Source organism: Halorubrum sp. (assembly GCF_046498025.1).
GTDB lineage: Archaea > Halobacteriota > Halobacteria > Halobacteriales > Haloferacaceae > Halorubrum.
The window spans coordinates 1-19632 of record NZ_JAWOBM010000050.1 but is presented as its reverse complement, the minus strand read 5'-3'; the positions used below and the strand labels follow the sequence as shown (position 1 = coordinate 19632).

General features: G+C 70.5%; 19 protein-coding genes. 12 read left to right on the top strand and 7 right to left on the bottom strand.

The genetic code is table 11. From position 1 onward, the window contains the following. Nucleotides 1-54 precede the first annotated feature (54 nt). Nucleotides 55-717 (bottom strand): hypothetical protein, encoded by a 663-nt coding sequence (locus tag R6U01_RS10515; RefSeq protein WP_410286408.1) that lies wholly within the window; start codon nucleotides 715-717, stop codon nucleotides 55-57. A gap of 390 nt (nucleotides 718-1107) precedes the next feature. Between R6U01_RS10515 and R6U01_RS10510 the strand changes: the two genes are divergently transcribed. The 4 genes from R6U01_RS10510 (at nucleotide 1108) to rpsJ (ending at nucleotide 4434) form a co-directional block, all read left to right on the top strand. Continuing rightward, complete coding sequence (locus tag R6U01_RS10510; RefSeq protein WP_410286407.1) at nucleotides 1108-1686, top strand: amino acid-binding protein; 579 nt, start codon at nucleotides 1108-1110, stop codon at nucleotides 1684-1686. Beyond that, nucleotides 1683-2660 carry a homoserine dehydrogenase gene (locus tag R6U01_RS10505; protein ID WP_410286406.1) on the top strand — a complete coding sequence of 326 codons (978 nt, stop codon included), beginning with the start codon at nucleotides 1683-1685 and terminating at the stop codon, nucleotides 2658-2660. Before R6U01_RS10510 ends, R6U01_RS10505 begins: the two co-directional genes overlap by 4 nt. A gap of 196 nt (nucleotides 2661-2856) precedes the next feature. Further along, a complete protein-coding gene (gene tuf, locus R6U01_RS10500; protein WP_410286405.1) occupies nucleotides 2857-4122 on the top strand; it encodes a translation elongation factor EF-1 subunit alpha in 1266 nt (421 codons plus the stop codon). Between the two features lie 3 nt (nucleotides 4123-4125). Beyond that, nucleotides 4126-4434 (top strand): 30S ribosomal protein S10, encoded by a 309-nt coding sequence (gene rpsJ / locus R6U01_RS10495; protein ID WP_004048854.1) that lies wholly within the window; start codon nucleotides 4126-4128, stop codon nucleotides 4432-4434. A 78-nt stretch (nucleotides 4435-4512) separates the two neighbouring features. Here the strand turns inward: rpsJ and R6U01_RS10490 are convergent, their stop codons facing one another. The 3 genes from R6U01_RS10490 to R6U01_RS10480 form a co-directional block, all read right to left on the bottom strand. Next, nucleotides 4513-5073, bottom strand: coding sequence for a rhomboid family intramembrane serine protease (locus R6U01_RS10490; RefSeq protein WP_410286404.1), 561 nt, complete (start codon nucleotides 5071-5073; stop codon nucleotides 4513-4515). 100 nt (nucleotides 5074-5173) lie between these two features. Beyond that, nucleotides 5174-5446 carry a hypothetical protein gene (locus R6U01_RS10485; protein WP_410286403.1) on the bottom strand — a complete coding sequence of 91 codons (273 nt, stop codon included), beginning with the start codon at nucleotides 5444-5446 and terminating at the stop codon, nucleotides 5174-5176. Between the two features lie 85 nt (nucleotides 5447-5531). Beyond that, a complete protein-coding gene (locus R6U01_RS10480; RefSeq protein WP_410286402.1) occupies nucleotides 5532-5972 on the bottom strand; it encodes a hypothetical protein in 441 nt (146 codons plus the stop codon). A gap of 177 nt (nucleotides 5973-6149) precedes the next feature. On the opposite strand from R6U01_RS10480, the gene R6U01_RS10475 reads away from it, so the two are divergent. Genes R6U01_RS10475 through R6U01_RS10460 form a run of 4 tightly spaced genes read left to right on the top strand, consistent with a single transcriptional unit; the run spans nucleotide 6150 to nucleotide 12036 of the window. Beyond that, on the top strand, nucleotides 6150-7370 hold the full coding sequence (locus R6U01_RS10475) for a YbhN family protein (RefSeq protein WP_410286401.1): 1221 nt from the start codon (nucleotides 6150-6152) through the stop codon (nucleotides 7368-7370). A gap of 22 nt (nucleotides 7371-7392) precedes the next feature. Beyond that, on the top strand, nucleotides 7393-8574 hold the full coding sequence (locus R6U01_RS10470; RefSeq protein ID WP_410286400.1) for an alpha-1 4-glucan-protein synthase: 1182 nt from the start codon (nucleotides 7393-7395) through the stop codon (nucleotides 8572-8574). A gap of 39 nt (nucleotides 8575-8613) precedes the next feature. Continuing rightward, complete coding sequence (locus tag R6U01_RS10465) at nucleotides 8614-9753, top strand: extracellular solute-binding protein (RefSeq protein WP_410286399.1); 1140 nt, start codon at nucleotides 8614-8616, stop codon at nucleotides 9751-9753. 21 nt (nucleotides 9754-9774) lie between these two features. Further along, nucleotides 9775-12036, top strand: coding sequence for a glycosyltransferase family 39 protein (locus tag R6U01_RS10460; RefSeq protein WP_410286398.1), 2262 nt, complete (start codon nucleotides 9775-9777; stop codon nucleotides 12034-12036). A 443-nt stretch (nucleotides 12037-12479) separates the two neighbouring features. Here the strand turns inward: R6U01_RS10460 and R6U01_RS10455 are convergent, their stop codons facing one another. The 3 genes from R6U01_RS10455 to R6U01_RS10445 all read right to left on the bottom strand — a co-directional run bounded on the left by R6U01_RS10455 (nucleotide 12480) and on the right by R6U01_RS10445 (nucleotide 15470). Beyond that, on the bottom strand, nucleotides 12480-13133 hold the full coding sequence (locus R6U01_RS10455) for a dolichyl-phosphate hexose transferase (RefSeq protein WP_410286418.1): 654 nt from the start codon (nucleotides 13131-13133) through the stop codon (nucleotides 12480-12482). Nucleotides 13134-13308: 175 nt separating this feature from the next. After that, a complete protein-coding gene (locus tag R6U01_RS10450; RefSeq protein WP_410286397.1) occupies nucleotides 13309-14904 on the bottom strand; it encodes a GMC family oxidoreductase in 1596 nt (531 codons plus the stop codon). After that, nucleotides 14901-15470, bottom strand: a complete 570-nt coding sequence (locus R6U01_RS10445; protein ID WP_410286396.1) for a gluconate 2-dehydrogenase subunit 3 family protein — start codon at nucleotides 15468-15470, stop codon at nucleotides 14901-14903. Before R6U01_RS10445 ends, R6U01_RS10450 begins: the two co-directional genes overlap by 4 nt. 114 nt (nucleotides 15471-15584) lie before the next feature. On the opposite strand from R6U01_RS10445, the gene R6U01_RS10440 reads away from it, so the two are divergent. The 4 genes from R6U01_RS10440 to argS all read left to right on the top strand — a co-directional run. Further along, entirely contained in the window at nucleotides 15585-17195 is a 1611-nt protein-coding gene (locus tag R6U01_RS10440) for an ABC transporter permease (protein WP_410286395.1), read from the top strand. Between the two features lie 91 nt (nucleotides 17196-17286). Beyond that, entirely contained in the window at nucleotides 17287-18219 is a 933-nt protein-coding gene (locus tag R6U01_RS10435; RefSeq protein WP_410286394.1) for an NAD-dependent epimerase/dehydratase family protein, read from the top strand. Between the two features lie 57 nt (nucleotides 18220-18276). Further along, nucleotides 18277-19002, top strand: coding sequence for a deoxyribodipyrimidine photo-lyase (locus tag R6U01_RS10430; RefSeq protein ID WP_410286393.1), 726 nt, complete (start codon nucleotides 18277-18279; stop codon nucleotides 19000-19002). A 55-nt stretch (nucleotides 19003-19057) separates the two neighbouring features. Beyond that, a partial coding sequence (gene argS, locus R6U01_RS10425; protein WP_410286392.1) for an arginine--tRNA ligase occupies nucleotides 19058-19632 on the top strand: 575 nt, incomplete at its 3' end.

The window sequence follows — 19632 nt, the reverse complement described above, 5'->3', positions numbered from 1 at the left end:
TCGTAAGTGATAGAACTCGCCTCCCGGAGGCGGAGGGGGCCGACGCAGCCCCAGTCACTTAGAAAAGGTGACGGTCTCGGTTATCTCGCACCGGAGCGACCCGACCTCGATCCGGCCGCCGACCCCCCTCGTCCACACCTTCTGTATCGGAACGCTCACACGCGATTCCACGGTCGCATCCAGCCTGGTTTCGTCGCCGTCAGCGGGCCCCGAGTAGTTCAGGATGGGATTCACGGCTCCTCGACCGCTTCCGGCGTCGAACGCGTGCCGGATCTCGGCGCTTCCGGAAACGTCCTCGTCCGGGGTGTCTCCGTACGCGTTGGTGTTCGAGAAATACACGGCACCCTCAGCGTCTCCTTCCGGTCTGATACGAAGCGAGAGGCGCGGTTGCCCGAGAGTGTAGCTCCAGTCCGGGTCGACGTCGGAGACGGCGGTCTCGTAGCTGACGATGCGTAGCCCGGATCCGCCGTAGAACCGCTCGGAGCCGCCGTTCGGCCCCTGCACCGTCAGCACGAGCGTCCCCTCGGCGTCTTCGCCGGTGAACCGATCGGCATCCTCGTCGATGATCGCCCAGTCTCTGGACCCCTCGACAGGGGGCCCCCAGGAGGGCCGCTCGTCCCCTGATCCGGTCGTTTTCAGCAGCAGGTCGGTCCCGATCAACCCCGTCGCTGCGAGCGCGACGTACTTCAGAAGCGCTCGTCTATCGGTGGAGGGCATCGGTTCGGAGCTACCACCGATACTCAAAAATGCTTTTTGCCGCGTTTCGAGGACTCTGACACCCATCACCGCGTGAGCCTCCCGCCGGAGTCCGTTCTCTCTCGCGTTTTTCACCCTCGCTCTCGGTTCCCCTTCCGCTCGCTCCGTGCGGAGAGTTCACACGGCGAAGAGCGAGGCAACGCCTGCCAACGCCGAAGGCTTATACCCGCTCCCCCGACTCCTTTCGGGTATGCAGACGGGCACGACTCCCGCTCGCCGCACCGTGACGGAGCCAGCAAGCGACCGCTCCGCGGCGCTGACAGGATCGTGCCGGACGCCGACCGCACCGACCCCGACTCCGGCGACGGTTGGTGCCGACGCCGATCCGACGCGCTTCACGGAGGTGGCGGCGTGAGCGACGGGATCGACGGGCACCCGGACGACGACCCCGCCCCCGATGGCGGGCACGCCTCGACCGAGCCGTCGACGCACACGGTACGGCTCGAGCTCGTCGACGAGCCGGGACAGCTGCTCGCCGCGCTCCACCCGATCGCCGACAACGGCGGGAACCTCCTCTCTATCTACCACGAGCGCGGGAACAAGACCCCCCGCGGCCGGATCCCGGTCGAGGTCGACTTCGAGGCGACGCCGGAGCGCTTCGAGGGAATCGTCGAGGCCCTCCGGAGCGAGGGCGTGAACGTGATGCAGGCGGGGACGGAGCGGTACGCCGAGGAGGTGACGCTGCTGCTCTTCGGCCACCTCATCGACACCGACCTCTCGGACACGCTCTCGCGGATCGAGGCCTGCGCGTCCGCGTCGGTCGCCGACGTGTCGCTCGCGGCGCCGCAGGGGACCGAGGAGGCGTCGAGCGCCCGGCTCCGCCTGGAGGCCCGCGCCGGCGAGACGGAGGCCGCGCTCGCCGCGGTCCGGGAGCTGGCCGACGAGAAGGACCTTCGGCTGGTCGAGCCGCTCACGGGGGTGGAGGCGTGAGACTCGCCGTCATCGGCGCGGGCGCGGTCGGGCGCTCCGTCGTCAACCTCGCGAGCGAGTACGGCCACGCGGTCGTCGCGGTCGCGGACTCCTCGACGGCGGTCGTCGCGGACGGTCGCGACGCCGGCGTCGATCCCGACGCGGTGGTGGCTCGCAAGGCCGAGCGAGGGATCGTCGGCGACGACGACCCCGCGGACGCGCTGGCGGCCGACTACGACGTCCTCGTCGAGGCGACGCCGACGACGCTCGGCGACGCCGAGCCGGGCTTCTCGCACGTGACTCGCGCGCTGGAGCGCGACCGCCACGCCGTGCTCGCGAACAAGGGGCCGGTCGCGGAGCGGTTCGGCGACCTGCGGGCGGCCGTCGACGACAGCGCGGGCGAGATCCGGTTCGAGGCGACCGTCGGCGGCGCGATCCCCGCGGTCTCGACCGTCGAGGACATCGAGCCGGGTCACGTCACGGCGGTCCGGGGCGTGCTCAACGGGACGGCGAACTTCATCCTCACCCGGATGGCCGCCGAGGGGCTCGACTACGACCACGTGCTCGCGGAGGCGCAGGACCTCGGCGTCGCCGAGGCGGACCCCTCCTTCGACGTCGACGGCACCGACGCGGCGCTCAAATGCGTCATCCTCGCGAACGTGCTCTCCTTCGGCGCGACGGACGATCCGGCGGACGCCCGGGAGTTCACGCTCGACGACGCCGACGTGGAGGGGATCCGCGACGTCCCCGGCTCGGCGCTCCGACTCGCCGCGGAGGACGGTCGGACCGTCCGACTCATCGGCGAGGCGACCGGCGAAACGGTTCGCGTCGCCCCGCGGCTCGTCCCGGAGAACGGGACGCTCGCGGTCTCGGGCACGCAGAACATCGTCCAGATCGAGACCTCGCACGCCGGTCGGCTCAACATCTCGGGGCGCGGCGCCGGTGGTCCGGAAACCGCAAGCGCGGTGCTCGGAGACGTCGGGCGACTGGAGTAGCGCGGAGCGCCTCGTTTCGAGGGGCGTTCTCGCAGTCGAACCGCGTGACCGGGCCCCCACCGTGCGTCCCGCTGGCGTGCCCCGCGTTGTCGAGAATCGCCCGACGGCGTCGAGATGGTCTGTGACCCGTATCGAAACCGTTTTAGTGGAATCAACCGAAACCTACTCACAGAGCGCCTTAGCGCGTGATTACCCCATGAGTGACAAACCGCACCAGAACCTGGCCATTATCGGCCACGTCGACCACGGCAAGAGTACGCTCGTGGGTCGCCTCCTCTTCGAGACGGGGAGCGTCCCCGAGCACGTAATCGAGCAGCACCGCGAGGAAGCCGAAGAGAAGGGCAAAGGCGGCTTCGAGTTCGCCTACGTGATGGACAACCTCGCCGAGGAGCGTGAGCGCGGCGTCACGATCGACATCGCCCACCAGGAGTTCGACACGGACAACTACTACTTCACCATCGTCGACTGCCCGGGCCACCGTGATTTCGTGAAGAACATGATCACGGGCGCCTCGCAGGCCGACAACGCGGTGCTCGTCGTCGCGGCCGACGACGGCGTCGCGCCCCAGACCCGAGAGCACGTGTTCCTGGCCCGCACGCTGGGCATCAACGAGCTCATCATCGGCGTCAACAAGATGGACCTGGTCGACTACCAGGAGTCCACCTACGACGAGGTCGTCGAGGAGGTCAAGAACCTGCTCAACCAGGTCCGCTTCGCGACCGACGACACGACGTTCGTGCCGATCTCGGCGTTCGAGGGCGACAACATCGCCGAGGAGTCCGACAACACGCCCTGGTACGACGGCCCCACACTGCTGGAGTCGCTCAACGACCTGCCGGAGTCCGAGCCGCCGACGGACGCGCCGCTCCGACTCCCCATCCAGGACGTCTACACCATCTCCGGCATCGGGACCGTCCCCGTGGGACGCGTCGAGACCGGGATCCTCAACACCGGCGACAACGTCTCCTTCCAGCCGTCCGACGTGGGCGGCGAGGTGAAGACGGTCGAGATGCACCACGAGGAAGTACCCAAGGCCGAGCCCGGCGACAACGTCGGGTTCAACGTCCGGGGCATCGGCAAGGACGACATCCGTCGCGGCGACGTCTGTGGTCCCGCCGACGACCCGCCGAGCGTCGCCGAGACGTTCACGGCGCAGGTCGTCGTCATGCAGCACCCGTCGGTCATCACGGCCGGGTACACGCCCGTCTTCCACGCCCACACGGCGCAGGTCGCCTGCACGATCGAGTCGATCGACCAGAAGATCGACCCGTCGTCCGGTGAGGTCGCCGAGGAGAACCCGGACTTCATCAAGTCCGGCGACGCCGCGGTCGTCACCGTGCGCCCCCAGAAACCGCTCAGCATCGAGCCGTCCGGCGAGATCCCGGAACTCGGCAGCTTCGCCATCCGCGACATGGGTCAGACCATCGCGGCCGGCAAGGTGCTCGAAGTCAACGAGCGATAATCGATGCAGCAGGCACGCGTCCGCCTCGCCGGCACGAGCCCCGAGGACCTCGACGACATCTGCGACGACGTCCGCGAGATCGCGGACTCGACGGGGGTCGCCCTGTCGGGCCCGATCCCGCTGCCGACGAAGACGCTCGAGATCCCGTCGCGAAAGTCCCCGGACGGTGAGGGGACGGCGACGTGGGAGCACTGGGAGATGCGCGTCCACAAGCGTCTGATCGACATCGACGCCGACGAACGCGCGCTCCGCCAGCTCATGCGCGTCCAAGTGCCGAACGACGTCAGCATCGAGATCGTCCTCGAAGACTAAGCGCTAGGGCGTCTACCGCTCTCTTCGTTTTCTTTTATCCTCGTCAGCGGCGGCACCGCGAGTCCTCCTCTTCCGTCCTCACCGGACATCCAGCAGTCCGAGCCGTCCGGCGAGGAGGCCGCAGAACGCGCCGGTCGTGTGAGCGATCAGCGCGACCCCGGGCGCCGCGGTCGCCGCGGTAAGCGCGACGGCCGCGAGCCCGAACAGCGCGAACTGGGCGCGCGGCGGGAGCCGCAGCCGGTCGAACAGCGTCGCGGTCACGACGTTGCCGGCGAGGAGGTAGCCGCCGAGCGCAAACACGGCGCCGCTCAGGCCCAACACGGCCGTCGGCGGGCCGAGCAGTCCGCCGACCGCCACCTGCGAGATCCCGGCGACCGCTCCGGTCGCCACCACGAACGCGTGGAAGTGGGGCCGCGTCGTCCGTCGTTCGACGAGCGGGCCGACAAGCAGCAGGGCGAGCCCGTTCGCCAGCAGGTGGCCGATCGAGCCGTGCGCGTACACGCTGGTGACGACCGTCCACGGGGCGACGGACAGCGGGGTGGCGAGCGCGAAGATCCCCGCGAGGTCGACGAGGCGCAGCGCGCCCTGCGCGAGCCCGACGACCGCGGCGATCGCGAGGGTTTCGAGGGTTGCCCGCATCGGAACGATGTTGGCGTCGCATCGACTTAAGTGCGGCCGCGTCGGTCGGTTCGCGCCGCCGGACCGCGCTGTGCGGCCCCCGCCGACCGGTTCGCGCCGCTCAGATCACGTCGTCGGGGTCGTGGGCCGCCGCCATCCGCTCGGCTTCGGTCGCGTACCGCTCGCGGTCGGCCGGATCGTCGACGGTCCCGACGTTCGCCGGTTCGGCGTCGACCGCGGCGGTGGTGTCCCGGATGTCCGAGAAGGAGGTGAGCGCGCGCTCCTTTCGGAAGTAGCGCTCGCCGTCGAGCGTGGCGTAGGTGAGGATCACCATGTTCTGCTCGTCGTCGGAGTACGTTCGCTCGACGAGCCACATGCGAACGGAGTCGGACATGTGTGATATTTCGATAGGCGCACAAAAACGGTTTTCGGTGGTCGGCACCGTCCGGGAACGGGGTGAAATCGCCCGACGCGGCACTTTATTCCGGTCGCTCGAACCGATCCGCGACGGCGAGCAGGTATCCCACGACGAGGAGGTTGAACCCGAGCCGACCGACCGGCCACCCGAACGGTCCCCCGATGCCGACGGCGAAGATCAGGCGGCCGGCGGCGAAGAGCGCGGTCACGCCGTACAGGAGGACGGCGACCCCGAGCGCCCGGACGCGCCGTCGGTGGAGGCCGACCGCGGCCCAACACTTCACCGCGCCGAACGTCGCGAGGGGGACGCCGATCGCGAACAGCGGGGTCGGGAGCAGGGCGGCGCCGCTCAGGAAGTCGGCGGCGCCGCCGAGGAACGCGACCGCGGCGACGAGGGTCACGCCGGCGGCGCGGTCGTCTTCGTCGCCCGACTCGTCACCGCGGTCACCGACGTCGGAGGACCGGCGCTTCTCGCGCCGCTTTTCGGCCTCTGGGAGGGACATGTCCGGGCGCACGGCCGCCGCCGATAAGTGCGTTTCCTCAGATCGGCCGAACCGTCAGCGTTATATGTTTTAGGGCGGCCTAAATTAATGCATGACCGTCGAACGGCGCCTCGAACGTCTCCGGGTCGGTGCGAGACCCGGGAGGCATCGACCGATCCGGTGCGGGGGTCCGCGGCTGTGACTGGCGTCGGCCTGCGGAAACGCCTCCGGAGCGGACTCTCGCGCGGACGGGTCACCGTCGCGGGGACGGTCGTTGTCCTCGCGCTCGGTGCAGCGATCCTCGTCCGGACCTTCGACACGGACGCGGTCATCGGCGCGGCGGTGACCGCCGACCCGGCCGCGCTGGCCCTCGGCCTCGTCGCGTACCTGCTCTCGTGGCCGATCAGGGGACGGCGGTACGGCGACGTGCTCGCGGCCATGGGCCGCCGCTGTCGGACCGGCTTCCTCACGGCCACCGTGTTCGCCAGCCAGACCGCGAACCTCGTCGTCCCGGCCCGCGCCGGCGACGGGGTCCGGGCGTACCTGCTGAAGGAGCGGCGAGACGTGTCGTACCCGGTCGGCGTCGCCTCGCTCGCCGTCGAGCGCGCGTTCGACCTCGTCGCCATCGGCGCGCTCGGGGGCGTCGCGCTCGGCGTGCTGCTCCTGACCGGCCGCTCGCCGGAATCGGGACAGTCGGTCGGCGCGGTCGGCCCGTCGACCGCGCTCGCCGCCGCGGCCGGCATCGCCGCCGTCGCCGCGGGCCTCTCGGTCGCGACCGTCGCGGTCGCCCGGAGCGACCGGCGGTTCGGCCCCGCGCTCCGGGCCCGGGTCGATCGTCCCCGGATCGTCCGGTCCGTCGACGCCGCCGTCAGGTTCGGCGCGTCCGTCAGGGTGGTCGCCGCCGATCCCCGCCGCCTCGGCGCGGTGTTCCTCTGGAGCGTCTCGGTCTGGGCGCTCGACGTCCTCACGGCCGTCTTCGTGCTCGCCGCGCTCGTGGGCGGAGTCGGGGGGGCCGTCCCGACGCCGACGCTGCTCGTCGTCGGAACGCTCGCGGTCAGCGTCGGGAACCTCGCGAAGGTGCTGCCGCTCTCGCAGGGCGGGATCGGCCTGTACGAGGCGGCGTTCACCGCGCTGGTCGTGAGCGCGACGGGCCTGCCGGTCGAGACGGCCCTCGCGGCGGCGATCCTCGACCACGCGCTGAAGAACGCGGTCACGCTCACCGGCGGCGGGGTCGCGGCGCTCGCGCTCGGCCTCTCGCCGACGGCCGGCCCCGCGAGGGACGGCGAGTCGACCCCTGCGGCGAAGGCCGACGGTGGGAGAGTCGCCGGGGAATCCGGGCCGGAGAACGTCACCGACGACGCGGCGCCGCACGCGACCGACGAGAGCGGGGCGTCACACCGCGGACCGTCAGACTTTTAGGCCAACCTAAAAATGTTGGAGTATGGTAGAACGCCGTCGGTCGGCCGCGAACGGGGACATCTGCGTGATCGTCCCCACGATCCGTGAGTACGAGTGTCTCCGCGAGTACGCCGCGAACGCCCGCGAGCACGGGTTCGACGTCTCCCGGCTCCACTTCGTGCTCGTCACCGAGGACTTCTGCGACGTCGACGAGATGCGAGCATTGCTCTCAGACCTCGACGTCTCCGGCGAGGTCTTCGACGGCAGCCGTCGCGAGGAGTGGTACGAGGCGAACGGGGTCGCGGAGTACGGTCACGTCGTCCCGGCCGCGAGCCACGCCGAGACGAGCTTCGGGCTCCTCTACATGTGGGCCGACGACTCCTTCGAGTACGGGCTGTTCATCGACGACGACACGCTCCCGAACGACAAGGAGGACTACTTCGGCCATCACATGGAGAACCTCGCGTTCGAGGGGGAGGTCGAGTCCGTCAGCTCCGACGAGCGGTGGGTGAACGTCCTCTATCAGAACGCCGACGAGCACGGGCTCTACCCCCGCGGCTACCCGTACTCCGCGATGGACGAGACCGTCGAGACGGAAACCGTCGAGATCGCGGGCGGCGAGGTCGTCGCCTCGCAGGGGCTGTGGACGAACGTCCCCGACCTCGACGCGGTCCGGATCCTGATGGACGGCGACTTGGAGGGACAGGCGCAGACCCGGACGACCGCCGACGACTTCGGCGAGGACTTCGTCGCCGCCCGGGGCAACTACCTCACCGTCTGCTCGATGAATCTCGCGTTCCGCCGCGAGGTGATCCCCGCGTTCTACCAGCTCCCGATGGACGATAACGAGTGGGACGTGGGCCGGTTCGACGACATCTGGTCCGGGCTGTTCCTCAAGCGGGCCGCGGACGTGCTGGGGAAGCGGGTGTACAACGGCGGTCCGCTGTGCGAGCACAACAAGGCGCCGCGCTCGACGTTCGACGACCTCGCGAACGAGGTTGCGGGGCTGGAACTGAACGAACACGTCTGGGAAGTCGTCGACGGGGAGGGAGACGACGCGAACTCCTTCGAGGCGGCGTTCGCGGAGATGGCCGACGCGCTCGCGGAGGGGGACTTCTCCGAGTGGAACAACGGCGCGTTCCTCAACCACTGCGGCGAGTACATGCGCGACTGGCTCGACTGCCTCGACGGGATCCGCCGGACGCCGGCGGTCGCGGACGACTGAACCGACACCACTAAGTTGATTTAGGTTAGCCTAAAACATATGACTCATAACATACCAACCGACGTTGACCGCCGGCGGTTCCTCGCGGCGACGGGCGCGATCGGCGCCGTCGGACTCGCCGGATGTACGGGCGACGACGATGACGGCGAAAACGAGAGCGACGACGGCGGCGCCGAAGGCTCGATCGGCCAGATCGGATCGGGCCGCGAGGGGCGCGGCGCCCCCGGCGGCACGTCGATGTCCGATATGCCCGACCTGTCGGGCGAGCTCACGGTGTACTCCGGCCGCGGCGAGTTCCTCGTGGGCGAGCTCATCGAGTACATCGAGGGCCTGTACGACGACTTCGACCTGACGGTCCGGTACGCCGGCTCGACCGACCACGTGAACGCGATTGTCAACGAGGGGGAGGGGTCGCCGGCCGACGTGTTCTACTCGGTCAACGCGGGTGCGCTCGGCGCGCTCGCCGACGAGGGTCGAGCGCAGACGCTCTCCGCGGAGATCACCGACCTCGTCCGGTCCGAGTTCCGGACCGACCAGTGGGTCGGTACGTCCGGACGGGCCCGGAGCGTCCCGTACGACGGTAGCGCGTACGAGGCGTCGGACGTCCCCAGTGACATCATGGCCTTCCCCGAGGAGTTCGACGGCGACCTCGGCTGGGCGCCCTCCTACGGGTCCTGTCAGGCGTTCGTCACCGCCATGCGGCTCATCGAGGGCGAGGAGGCGACCCGAGAGTGGCTGGAGGCCGTCGTGGAGTCGGGGATCAGCGCGTACAGCGACGAGCTCCGCGTCTGTCAGGAGATCGCCGACGGCAACATCGACGCGGCGTTCGCGAACCATTACTACATCCAGCGCGTCCTCGACGGCAACCCGGACGCGACGATCGAGACCGCGTTCACGGAGGGCGACGCCGGCGCGGTGTTCAACGTCGCCGGCGCCGCCGTCGTGGACACGACGAGCGAACCGACCCTCGCCGAGAACTTCGTCCGACACCTGCTCTCGGCAGAGGCACAGGACTACTTCGCCCGGACGACGTTCGAATACCCGCTGATTCCCGACGTGGAGCCGATCGGCGATCTCCCCACGATCGACGAGCTCGACGTGCCGGACATCGACCTGACGGAGCTCTCCGACCTCGAGACGACGATCGACCTCATGCGCGACGCCGGCGTCGAGGTATAGGTCCCGCCCTCATTGACTCCCGTGTCGTCTCGTCCGGACTCCTCTCCCCCGCGTTCGTTCGTGCGTCGCCTCGCGAGTCGCGGGCGCGCCCGGATCGCTCGGGCAGACCGCCTGACGCTCGCGGTCACCCTCGTCGTCGCCGCGACGGGCGCGCTCACCTTCGTCGTCGCCGCGACGGTCTTCCGCTACCACTCCGTCAATCACGACGAGGGGGTATACCTCATGCAGGCCGCGCTGCTGCTCTCCGGCCAGCTCGAGATCCACGCCGGCGCGCTGGCCGACGCCGTCCACCCGTGGTTCTTCATCGAGGACGGCGGGCGGCTGTACCCGAAGTACAACCCGGTTCCCGCCGCGATGTACGCCGTCTCGATGGCGCTGTTCGGCGAGCCGCGGGTGACGCTCGCAGCGGTCGCCGCCGGCAACGCGGCGCTGGTGTACCTGCTCGGGTCGACGGTCTTCGACCGACGCGTCGGCCTCGCGGCCGCCGTCCTCTTCGCGGCCTCGCCGCTCGCGCTCGTCACCTCCTCGGTGTTCCTCCCGTACGCGCCGACGACGTTCCTGAACCTGGCGTTCGCGGTCGCGTACCTCCGAGGCGTTCGCGCCCGGTCGCTCCCGCTCGCCGGGCTCGCGGGGGTCGCGATCGGGCTCGCCTTCTTCGCCCGGCCGTACACGGCGGTGCTGTTCGCGGCGCCCTTCATCCTCCACGCGGTCGGCCGAGTCGCCGTCGCGGTTCGGGAGGCGGGGGTTCCGCCGTTCCCGGTTCCGGGGGCGGTCCGCCGCCACGGGCTCACGGCGCTCTGTGGCACGCTCTTCGTCGGGGTCACCCTCGCGTACAACCTCCGGCTGACCGGATCCCCGCTGACGTTCCCGTACGAGGCGTTCGCGCCGATGGACGGCCCCGGGTTCGGCGAGCGCCGGATCCTCGGGCACAGCGAGGAGTACACGCCCGAGCTGGCGCTTCGCTCGAACGGGTACGCGCTGTGGTACCTCGCCACGCGCTGGGCCCTCGGCGGGCCGATCGGGACGCTGCTCGCGATCGCGGGCGGCGGGCTGGCCGCGAGCCGATGGCTGTCGGGACGGCGCGCGCTGGGGGGAGGGTCCGACGAGAGCGGCGGGAGCGGCGACAGCGCCGGTGACGCGACCGCCGACCGACGCTTCGAGCGCACCGCGGGGCTCCTGCTCGCCGGCGTCGCCGTCTCCGTCGTCGTCGGGAACCTCTTTTTCTGGGGGACGAACAACCTCCTCGCGACGCTCTCGGATCCGACCGACGGGCTGGTCGCCGGCTTCGGGCCGTTCTACCACTTCGACCTCCTCGTCCCGCTGTCGGTCTTCGGCGGCGTCGCCGTCGTCGCCGGCGCGCGGGGGCTCTCCCGGCTCCGCGCGCGGCTCGGCGCTCGGACCGCGCCCGAGGCGGCGCGCGCGGTCGTCGCCGCGGTCGCGGTGCTTGCGATCCTCGGGGGGGCGCTCGGCGCGGTCGCGGCGGTCGAGGCGCCGCTCGACCGACACGCCTCGCACGCCGACAAGTACGAGACGGCCTACGAGCCCGTCGAGTCGGCGTCGTTCGAGGACGACCTCGTGTTCGTTCCAACTCCGTACGGCGAGTGGCTCCACCACCCGTTCCAGCCGCTCCGGAACGACCCCGGGCTGGACGGTCCGGTCGTGTACGCGCTCGACCGCGACCCGGCCGAGGACTTCGCGGTGATCGACGCGTACCCCGACCGCGAGCTCCGCCGCTACGCGTATCAGGGCGCGTGGACGCCGAACCCGGACCGGCACGTCACCCCCAAGCTCGAGTCCCTCGCGGTCCGGGAGGGAGAGCGAGTCGACGCGGCGACGACCGTCGGCGTCCCCGACCGCGTCCAGCGCGCGGTGGTTCGACTGGAGACCGCGCGCGGCGACTCGTCCGGCGCCGGCGAAACGATCCGGGCCGAGTACAACGTGCGCGACTCCGACGACTCGCTCGCGGCCGAGTGGTCGCTCACGCCCGAGGGCGCGCGGCTCGCCGGCGCTCCGAACGCGACCGTCCCGATCGACGCCGCGGGCGACGAGGTGATCGTGACGGTGACGCTCGTCGACCCCGCGGGATCGACGTTCACCTACCGGCAGGAGGCGACGGTTCGGGCGACGGACGAGGGCGTCGAGGTCGTCTGGCCGCCGGAGCGCTTCGTCTGCCAGCTCACGACGGAGTGCGGGACGGGGGGGACGTACATCCCCGACGATCCCGATGCGCACGCGGAGTGGGTCGCCTTCGACACGGAGGCCGAGGCGAACGAAGCGCGGTGAGTCGCCGACGATCGTTTATAAACGGTCGATCGCGAACCGGCGGAGATCGGTTCCAAACTTCCAGCCGCTCGGTTATAACCGGGTATTCCTGAGCCGGCAGCGAACGCTCACAAAGCCCCAGCCGCGAGGCGGGCGCACGCTCGCTGCGCTCCTCGGTCGCTCGTTTCACTCGCTCTCTGCGGTGCTTACGTCGGCATCAGAACGCTTTGCGTTCTGATTGGCTCACGAGAGCTCTGCTCTCGTGAACGCCTGCGCCCGCCTCGCGGCTGCCCCTTTGAGCCCCGCCCGCCCGCGCCGCGACCGCACCTCACGCCTCCCCAGCCTCGTCGGTAGTCCTCCGCTTCGCTCCGGACCACCGACTCCCTCGCGCGTGCGATTCACGCCCTCCGGGCGTTCATCGGCACGCGCCACCACGATCGTCGGGTATAAACAGTCGTCCCCGCCTACAGCCGTCGCAGCCGCTCTTCGAGACACACCGTCACGATGGACTTCGCGATGGCGACGCCGCCCTCGATCGGGTCGAGCTTCGTCTCGCCGAGGCGCTCGGCGTAGTCGATGGGGCGCTCGCGGACGTCGCGACCGCGCATCAGCGGGCGGATGAGGAGCTCGGCGGAGAGGCCGGTGTTCTCGGTCCACTCGATGCTCTCGACGACCTCCCGGCGGTACGCGCGCATCCCGGTGGTCGTGTCGTGGACGCGCTCGCCCATCAGGAGGCTCGCCAGGAGCGCGAACGCGTGGTTGCCGAGGCGGTTGAACGCGGGCATCGCCTCCGCGCCGTGGTAGAGCCGGTCGCCGCTGACGACGTCGGCGCCGTCGTTGATCGCCTCGAGGAACTCCGGGAGCTGCTCCATCGGATAGGTGTCGTCGCAGTCGGTCGTGACGACGACCGGCCGGTCGGGCGCGAGGATCGCCTCGCGGACGGCGACGCCGTACCCCTGCGGCTCCTGCTCGATGACGCGCGCGCCGTGTTCCCGGGCGATCTCCGGCGTCCGGTCCGAGGAGCCGTCGACGCAGACGACCTCGGCGCGCCCGCCGGTGACCTCGTCGATGTCGGCGAGGACCGTCCCGATCGCCTCCTCCTCGTTATACGTTCCCATCACGACGCTGACGTCGTCGAAGGTGTAGCGCTCGGTGCCCCCCTCATTCGGGGCAGCCGCTCCGTTCTCCGCCTCGTCGACCTCGTCGGCCGAGCCGTTCGCGCTGAGTGATCCACTCATTACCTCTACCGGGTCGCCCCACCCACTTGAGTTTTTAGGTTTACCTAAAACAGGATCAGAGCCGGCGCTCGACGTCGTCGGCGACGCGCAGCGCCAGCGCGGCGATCGTGAGCGTGGGGTTCATCGCGCCGCTCGTGGGGAACACCGAGCTGGACGCGATCCAGCAGTTGGTCAGGTCGTGGGTCCGGCAGTCGGCGTCGACGACGCCCGCGTCGGGGTCGGCGCTCATCCGAGTGGTGCCCATGTGGTGGTAGGCGGGGCCGGTCGCGTCGGGACCGGCGACCCACTCGATCTCCGCGCCCAACGCCTCGAGGATCGACCGCTGGATCTCGTTGGCGCGCTCGATGGTCCGGAGCGCCCGGTCGTCGACGCTCCAGTGGATCTCGGGGACCGGGTTTCCGCGGTCGTCGGTGCGGTCGGGATCGAGGGTCACGCGGCTGTCGGACCGCGGGAGCTGCTCGACGAGCCCGCCCATCGCCACGTGGGTGCCGTAGCCGTCGCGGAGCCGCGCTAGGAGGTCGTCTCCCCAGTCGTCGCCGGTCAGCGCCATCTCGACGGGCGAGGGGCCGGCGTAGTTGAAGAACTCCAATTTAAACGGAGCGGTCTCCGCGTCGGCCTCGTCGTAGAACTGGTCGCAGGCGCTGGTGTAGAAGCCGACGTGGTTCTGCCGGGTCGGCTCGTCGAGGGTGCCGCCGACGCCCGCGAACAGGTGGTCCATGAAGAACCGCCCGACCGTCCCGCTGGAGTTCGCCAGGCCGTCCGGGAACTCCTCGGAGTCGGACAGCAGGAGGAGCCGCGGCGTCTCCACGCCGCCGCAGGCGACGACGAAGGCGTCGGCCGTCTGCCGGTGCTCCCCGCCGTCGGGGGTCTCGTACACCGCGGCGGTGACGCGGTCGGCGTCGTGCTCCAGCCGCCCGACCGCCGCGCGGTCGATCACGGTCGCGCCCTTCTCCTCCGCCCGCTCGACGTGGACGGTCGCGTCGTACTTCGCGCCCGCCGGGCAGACGGGCTGGCAGGTGCCGTAGCCGACGCAGGCGGAGCGGTCGTCGTACGCCTCCGAGTTGCGCGCGTTCGGCACCGAGTGCATGTCGATCCCCAGCTCCTCGCACGCCTCCGCGAACAGCGAGTCGCTGTAGGAGGGCCCGAACGCCGGCATCGGATGCGGCTCCTCCCGCGGCGGCGCGTAGGGGTTGTCGGAGGCGCCGGCGACGCCGAGCTCGCGCTCGGCCGCGGCGTAGTAGGGACGGAGGTCGGCGTAGTCGACGGGCCAGTCCGCGCCGACGCCGCGCTCCGTCTCGGAGTTGAAGTCGGCCTCGTGGAGCCGCATCACCATCCCCTGCCAGTGGAGCGTCGACCCGCCGACCCCCTTGACCCGGGCGTGGTTCAGCGGATAGAACCGCTCGCCGCCGTTGCTGTGGGCGTCGCGCTCGCCGCCGACGTCCCAGACGTCGGGCCGGTCGTAGCTCGGGCGGATCGCCCGCTCCTGGCGCGCGAGGCGGTCTGAGGGGTCGAACCGGGGACCGGCGTCGAGGACGACCACCTCACGCTCGGCGGCCAGCCGCTCGGCGACGAGCGCGCCCGCGGGACCGGCGCCGACGACACAGACGTCCGCGTCCGAGACGGGGGAGCGGTCGATCGTCTCCGCGCTCATCGCGGGCCTCGCCGGTAGCTCTCGGTCCCGCCGGGGTGTCCCTGCGGGTTCTCTAAGCCGACCAGCTCGCCGCCCGTCGGCGAGGCGTACAGCGCCAGCAGGAGCTCGTTGACGACGTAGTAGCGCACCCGCTCCGCGACCGTCCCGTCCGAGTCCTCCTCGGCGGTGTCGGCGCCGACTTCCCGGAGGAGCCGGTCGCGGTCGTCTTCGGCGAGCTCTTCGACCGGCGCGTCGTACCACGAGCGGGCCGCGTCGTCGAGCTGGCCGACCGCCGCGCGGACGCCGTCGGCGTGGGGCGACCCGTCGAGCCGCCCGTCGAGGAAGCCGTCGACGAAGGCCTCGACGCCGTCGACCTCGCTCGGGTAGAGCACCGCCGCGACCGCCGCCATCGACGCGCGAACGGCCTCGTCGGGGAGCGCGTCGTCTCCCCCTCCGGCTTCGTCGGTCGAGCCGCCGCTGCCGTCGGGGCCGCCGTCGTCGCCGGTCCGACGGGTCGCGAGCGCGAGACCGCCGGTTGCGCCGACGGCGGCCAGCGCGGCCGCCGCGTCGCGACGCGTCAGTTCCATGCCGAATTTAGGCCCCCCTAAACTATTATATCCGTCGGAGCCGACCGACGACCGAATCGCAACTGCTAACGGTCGGTGCCCCATTTCCCCACCACACACCCCGTCTCTCGGACCATGAGCCTCACACGTCGGATCCGTAACCTCCTGACAGACGGCGACGACCGCCTCCCGCCGGGGCTGACCCTGTTGTCCGCGGCCATCGCCGCGACGGTGGTCTTTCCGCTCGCGTGGCTGGTGATCGAGGCCGTCACCGTCGAGCGGTCGCGGGCGATGGACCTCCTCTTCAGCGCCGCGACCGCCGAGGTCCTCGCCAACAGCCTGCTGTTGATGGCCGGCGTCACGTCGCTGTCGATCCTGGTCGGCGTGCCGCTGGCGTATCTCACGGCCCGGACCGACCTCCCGTTCCGCCGGTTCTGGTCGGTCGTCGCCGCGCTCCCCCTCGTCGTGCCGAGCTACGTCGGCGCGTTCGCGTTCGTCTCCGCGTTCGGTCCGCGCGGGGAGTTCCACGACGTGCTCGCGCCGCTGGGGATCGACCGCTTCCCCGAGGTGTACGGGCTCCCGGGCACGATCCTCGTGATCACGCTGTACACGTATCCGTACGTCTACCTGACGACGCGGGCGGCGCTCCTCTCGCTCGACACGACGCTGATCGAGGCCGCCCGGACGCTGAACCACGGCCGGTTCGAGGCGTTCCGCCGGGTCACCCTCCCGGTCGTTCGCCCGGCGATCGCCGCCGGCTCGCTGCTGGCGGCGCTGTACGCGGTCTCCGACTTCGGCACGCCGTCGATCATGCGACTCCCCGTGTTCACCCGCCAGATCTACGTCGAGTACAACGCGTTCGGCCGGGACTACGCCGCGCTGCTCTCCCTCCAGCTCCTCGCGGTCGTCCTCGTCGTGCTCGCGCTGGAGTGGCTGGTCCGGTCGGACCGGGACGCCCCGGGCGACGACGCGGGTACCACCGACCGCGTCGTGCGCCTCGGTCGGTGGCGCTGGCCGGCGACGCTCCTGCCGGCGTCGGTGGCGGGAGTCGCGCTCGTCGTGCCGGTCTGGATCCTGCTCCTGTGGCTCCTCCGCTCCGAGGCCGAGCGCCGTCCCTCGATGGCGTTCGAACCGATCCAGGTCGTCAACTCCGTCTCGGTCGCCGCCGCCGCCGCGGTCGCCGCCGCACTGGCGGCGATCCCCGTCGCCTACTTCGCCGCGAACCACGACTCGCCGCTGTCGGCGCTGTTCGAGCGGGCGACGTACATCGGGTTCGCCGTCCCCGGGATCGTGCTGGCGCTCGCGCTGGTCTACTTCGGCTCCGGCTACCTCCCGTGGCTCTATCAGACGCTTCCCCTACTGGTGTTCGCGTACGTCGTCCGCTTCCTGCCGCAGGTCGTCGGCTCGACGCGGACCGCGATCCTCGGTGTCGACCCCAAGCTCGTCGAGGCGAGCCGCACGCTCGGCGAGTCCTCGATGGGGGCGTTCCGCCGCGTGACGTTCCCGCTCACGCGGTCCGGGATCGTCGCCGGCGCCGCCCTCGTCTTCCTCACGACGATGAAAGAGCTCCCGGTCACGCTCATCCTCCGCCCGTCCGGCTTCGAGACGATCGTCACGCAGATCTGGCGCGCGCAGGAGACGGCCCTGTACCGGTACGCCGTCGTTCCCACCCTCATCCTGCTCGTCATCTCCGGGCTCTCGATGGTCGTCATCCTCGCGCAGGAGGGCGGGAAAGAGGGGCTCTGAGCGGGGAGCGGATCGGCGGGCGCGGCGCGGATCGGCGGGCGCGGCGCGGATCGACCGACGCGTACTTACCGGGCCGCGTTGACTCGGGCGTATGCTCGATGACTCGACCGTGCTCGTCACGGGCGGCGCGGGGCTCGTCGGGAGCCACCTCGCGGCCCGGCTCCTCGACCGCGGCGCGACCGTCCGCGTCGCCGACGACCTCTCGAAGGGCGACCGCGACCGCGTCCCCGACGGCGCCGACCTCGTCGAGGCCGACCTGACCGACCCCGGCGACGTCGCCGAGGCGGTCACGGGCGACCTCGACGTCGTCTTCCACTTCGCCGCGTACACCGACACGAACTACGACGACGACCGCGAGCTGTTCGAGGACAACACGGCGATGACGTACAACGTGCTGGAACGCATGCACGAGGTCGGCGTCGACCGGCTCGCGTTCACCTCCTCCTCGACGGTGTACGGCGAGGCGCCCCGCCCGACGCCGGAGGACTACGGCCCGTTAGAGCCCATCTCCATCTACGGCTCCTCGAAGCTCGCCGACGAGGCGCTGATCTCGACGCACGCTCACTCGTACGGCGTCCAGTCGTGGGTGTTCCGGTTCGCGAACATCGTCGGCCCCCACCAGCGAGGGAACGTGATCCCCGACTTCATCCAGAAGCTGGACGCGGACCCGTCGGAGCTGGAGATCCTCGGCGACGGCCGGCAGGAGAAGTCGTACATGCACGTCTCGGAGTGCGTCGACGCCATCCAGTACGTCGTCGAGCACGCCGACGACGACCTGAACGTCTACAACCTCGGGACGCGCACGACCACCTCGGTCACGGACATCGCCGACATCGTCGCCGACGAGATGGGCGTCGACCCCGAGTACGCCTACACCGGCGGCGACCGCGGCTGGACCGGCGACGTGCCGAAGATGCGCCTCTCCATCGAGCGGCTCGTCGACCTCGGCTGGGAGCCCTCGATCGAGAGCGACGAGGCCGTCCGGCGGAGCGCGCGGGAGCTGATCGACGAGATCGTGGAGTAGAGGCTTCCGTCGGGGCGCCCCATAACCCTTCTTACGCGAGCGCCCCTGTGGACGTACATGCAGTTGCATTGGCACCGTCGTAACCTTCGGCCGCATCCGAATCCGGCGCTTTCGGCCGCCCTCACCGCTGCCGAGCGAGAGGATTGCCGTGTCGTTTCGGTGTTCGTGCTGGACGATGCCATCTTGTCGCGTGCCAATGGATTGGGGGTCGCGTTCATGCTCGGCTCGCTGCGCGCGCTTCGAGACTGGTACCGGGACCGGGGTAGCGACCTCGTGATACAGCGCGGAGATCCGACCGACGTCGTTGGTCACATCGCCGAGACCGTCGGCGCCGAACAGGTCGTGTGGAACGGGGACCACTCGCGACTGGCCCGCGGGCGTGACTGCGCGGTTAGGCGCGCTCTCACTCGCGCCGGAGTCGCCTACGCGTCCGTTCCGAGCGGACAGCCGACCGAGCCGACACCTTCCACCACTCCGCCTTCGGATCCGGAGGCTCATCTGGCCACTCCGGACGCACTGCGTATCGAGAACGAAGCGGTGCCACGACTCTCGGACCTCGGCGACGACGCGTACGACTCCGCCCCCCTCACCTTCGGCACCGAATCCGCTCGAAAGCGATTACGAGCCCTGTCGGACGGAACGACCTATCGTCAGTGCGACGAGCAGAGACGCCGTCAGTTAACGCGATACGGCGGACGGCTGCGCCCTGTCGATCGTTTATATACCGGTGCCGACTCGCTGACCGTCTGCGACCCCCGGCCGTCCTCCGCTTCGGGCGACTGACCCTCTCGCGGGACGCTTCGGAAGGCCCTTTTAACTCCCCCGTCGAACGAACGGTATGTTCAGGCAGTTCCGGTCGGAGGTGGTCGCCGCGCTCGGCGACGCGCTCGCCGCGCTCGACCTCCCGACCGACGACCTCGGCATCGAACGCCCGCCCGACGATATGGACGCGACGCTCGCCTCCAGCGTCGCCTTCCGACTCGCGGGCGAGGTCGGCGCCGCCCCGCCGAACGTGGCCGCGGACGTCGCGAACGCGGTCGACGTTTCCGGCTACGACTACCTCGACGCGGTCGACACCGCCGGGCCGTACGTCAACTTCCACGCCGGCGAGCGCTACCTCGTCGACACGCTCGACGCGGCCGCCGCCGACGCGGGGTACGGCGCGCTCCCCGACCGGGACACCTCGGTCGTGGTCGAGCACACGAGCGCGAACCCGACCGGTCCGGTCCACGTCGGTCGCGCGCGCAACCCGATCGTCGGCGACGCGGTCGCGAACCTGCTGGCGTACGCCGGCTACGACGTCGACCGGCACTACTACGTCAACGACGCGGGCCGCCAGATGGCGGTGTTCACGTGGGCGTACGAGCGGTTCGACGAGTCGGACCTCGACGAGGAACCCGCCCGCGACCGCGC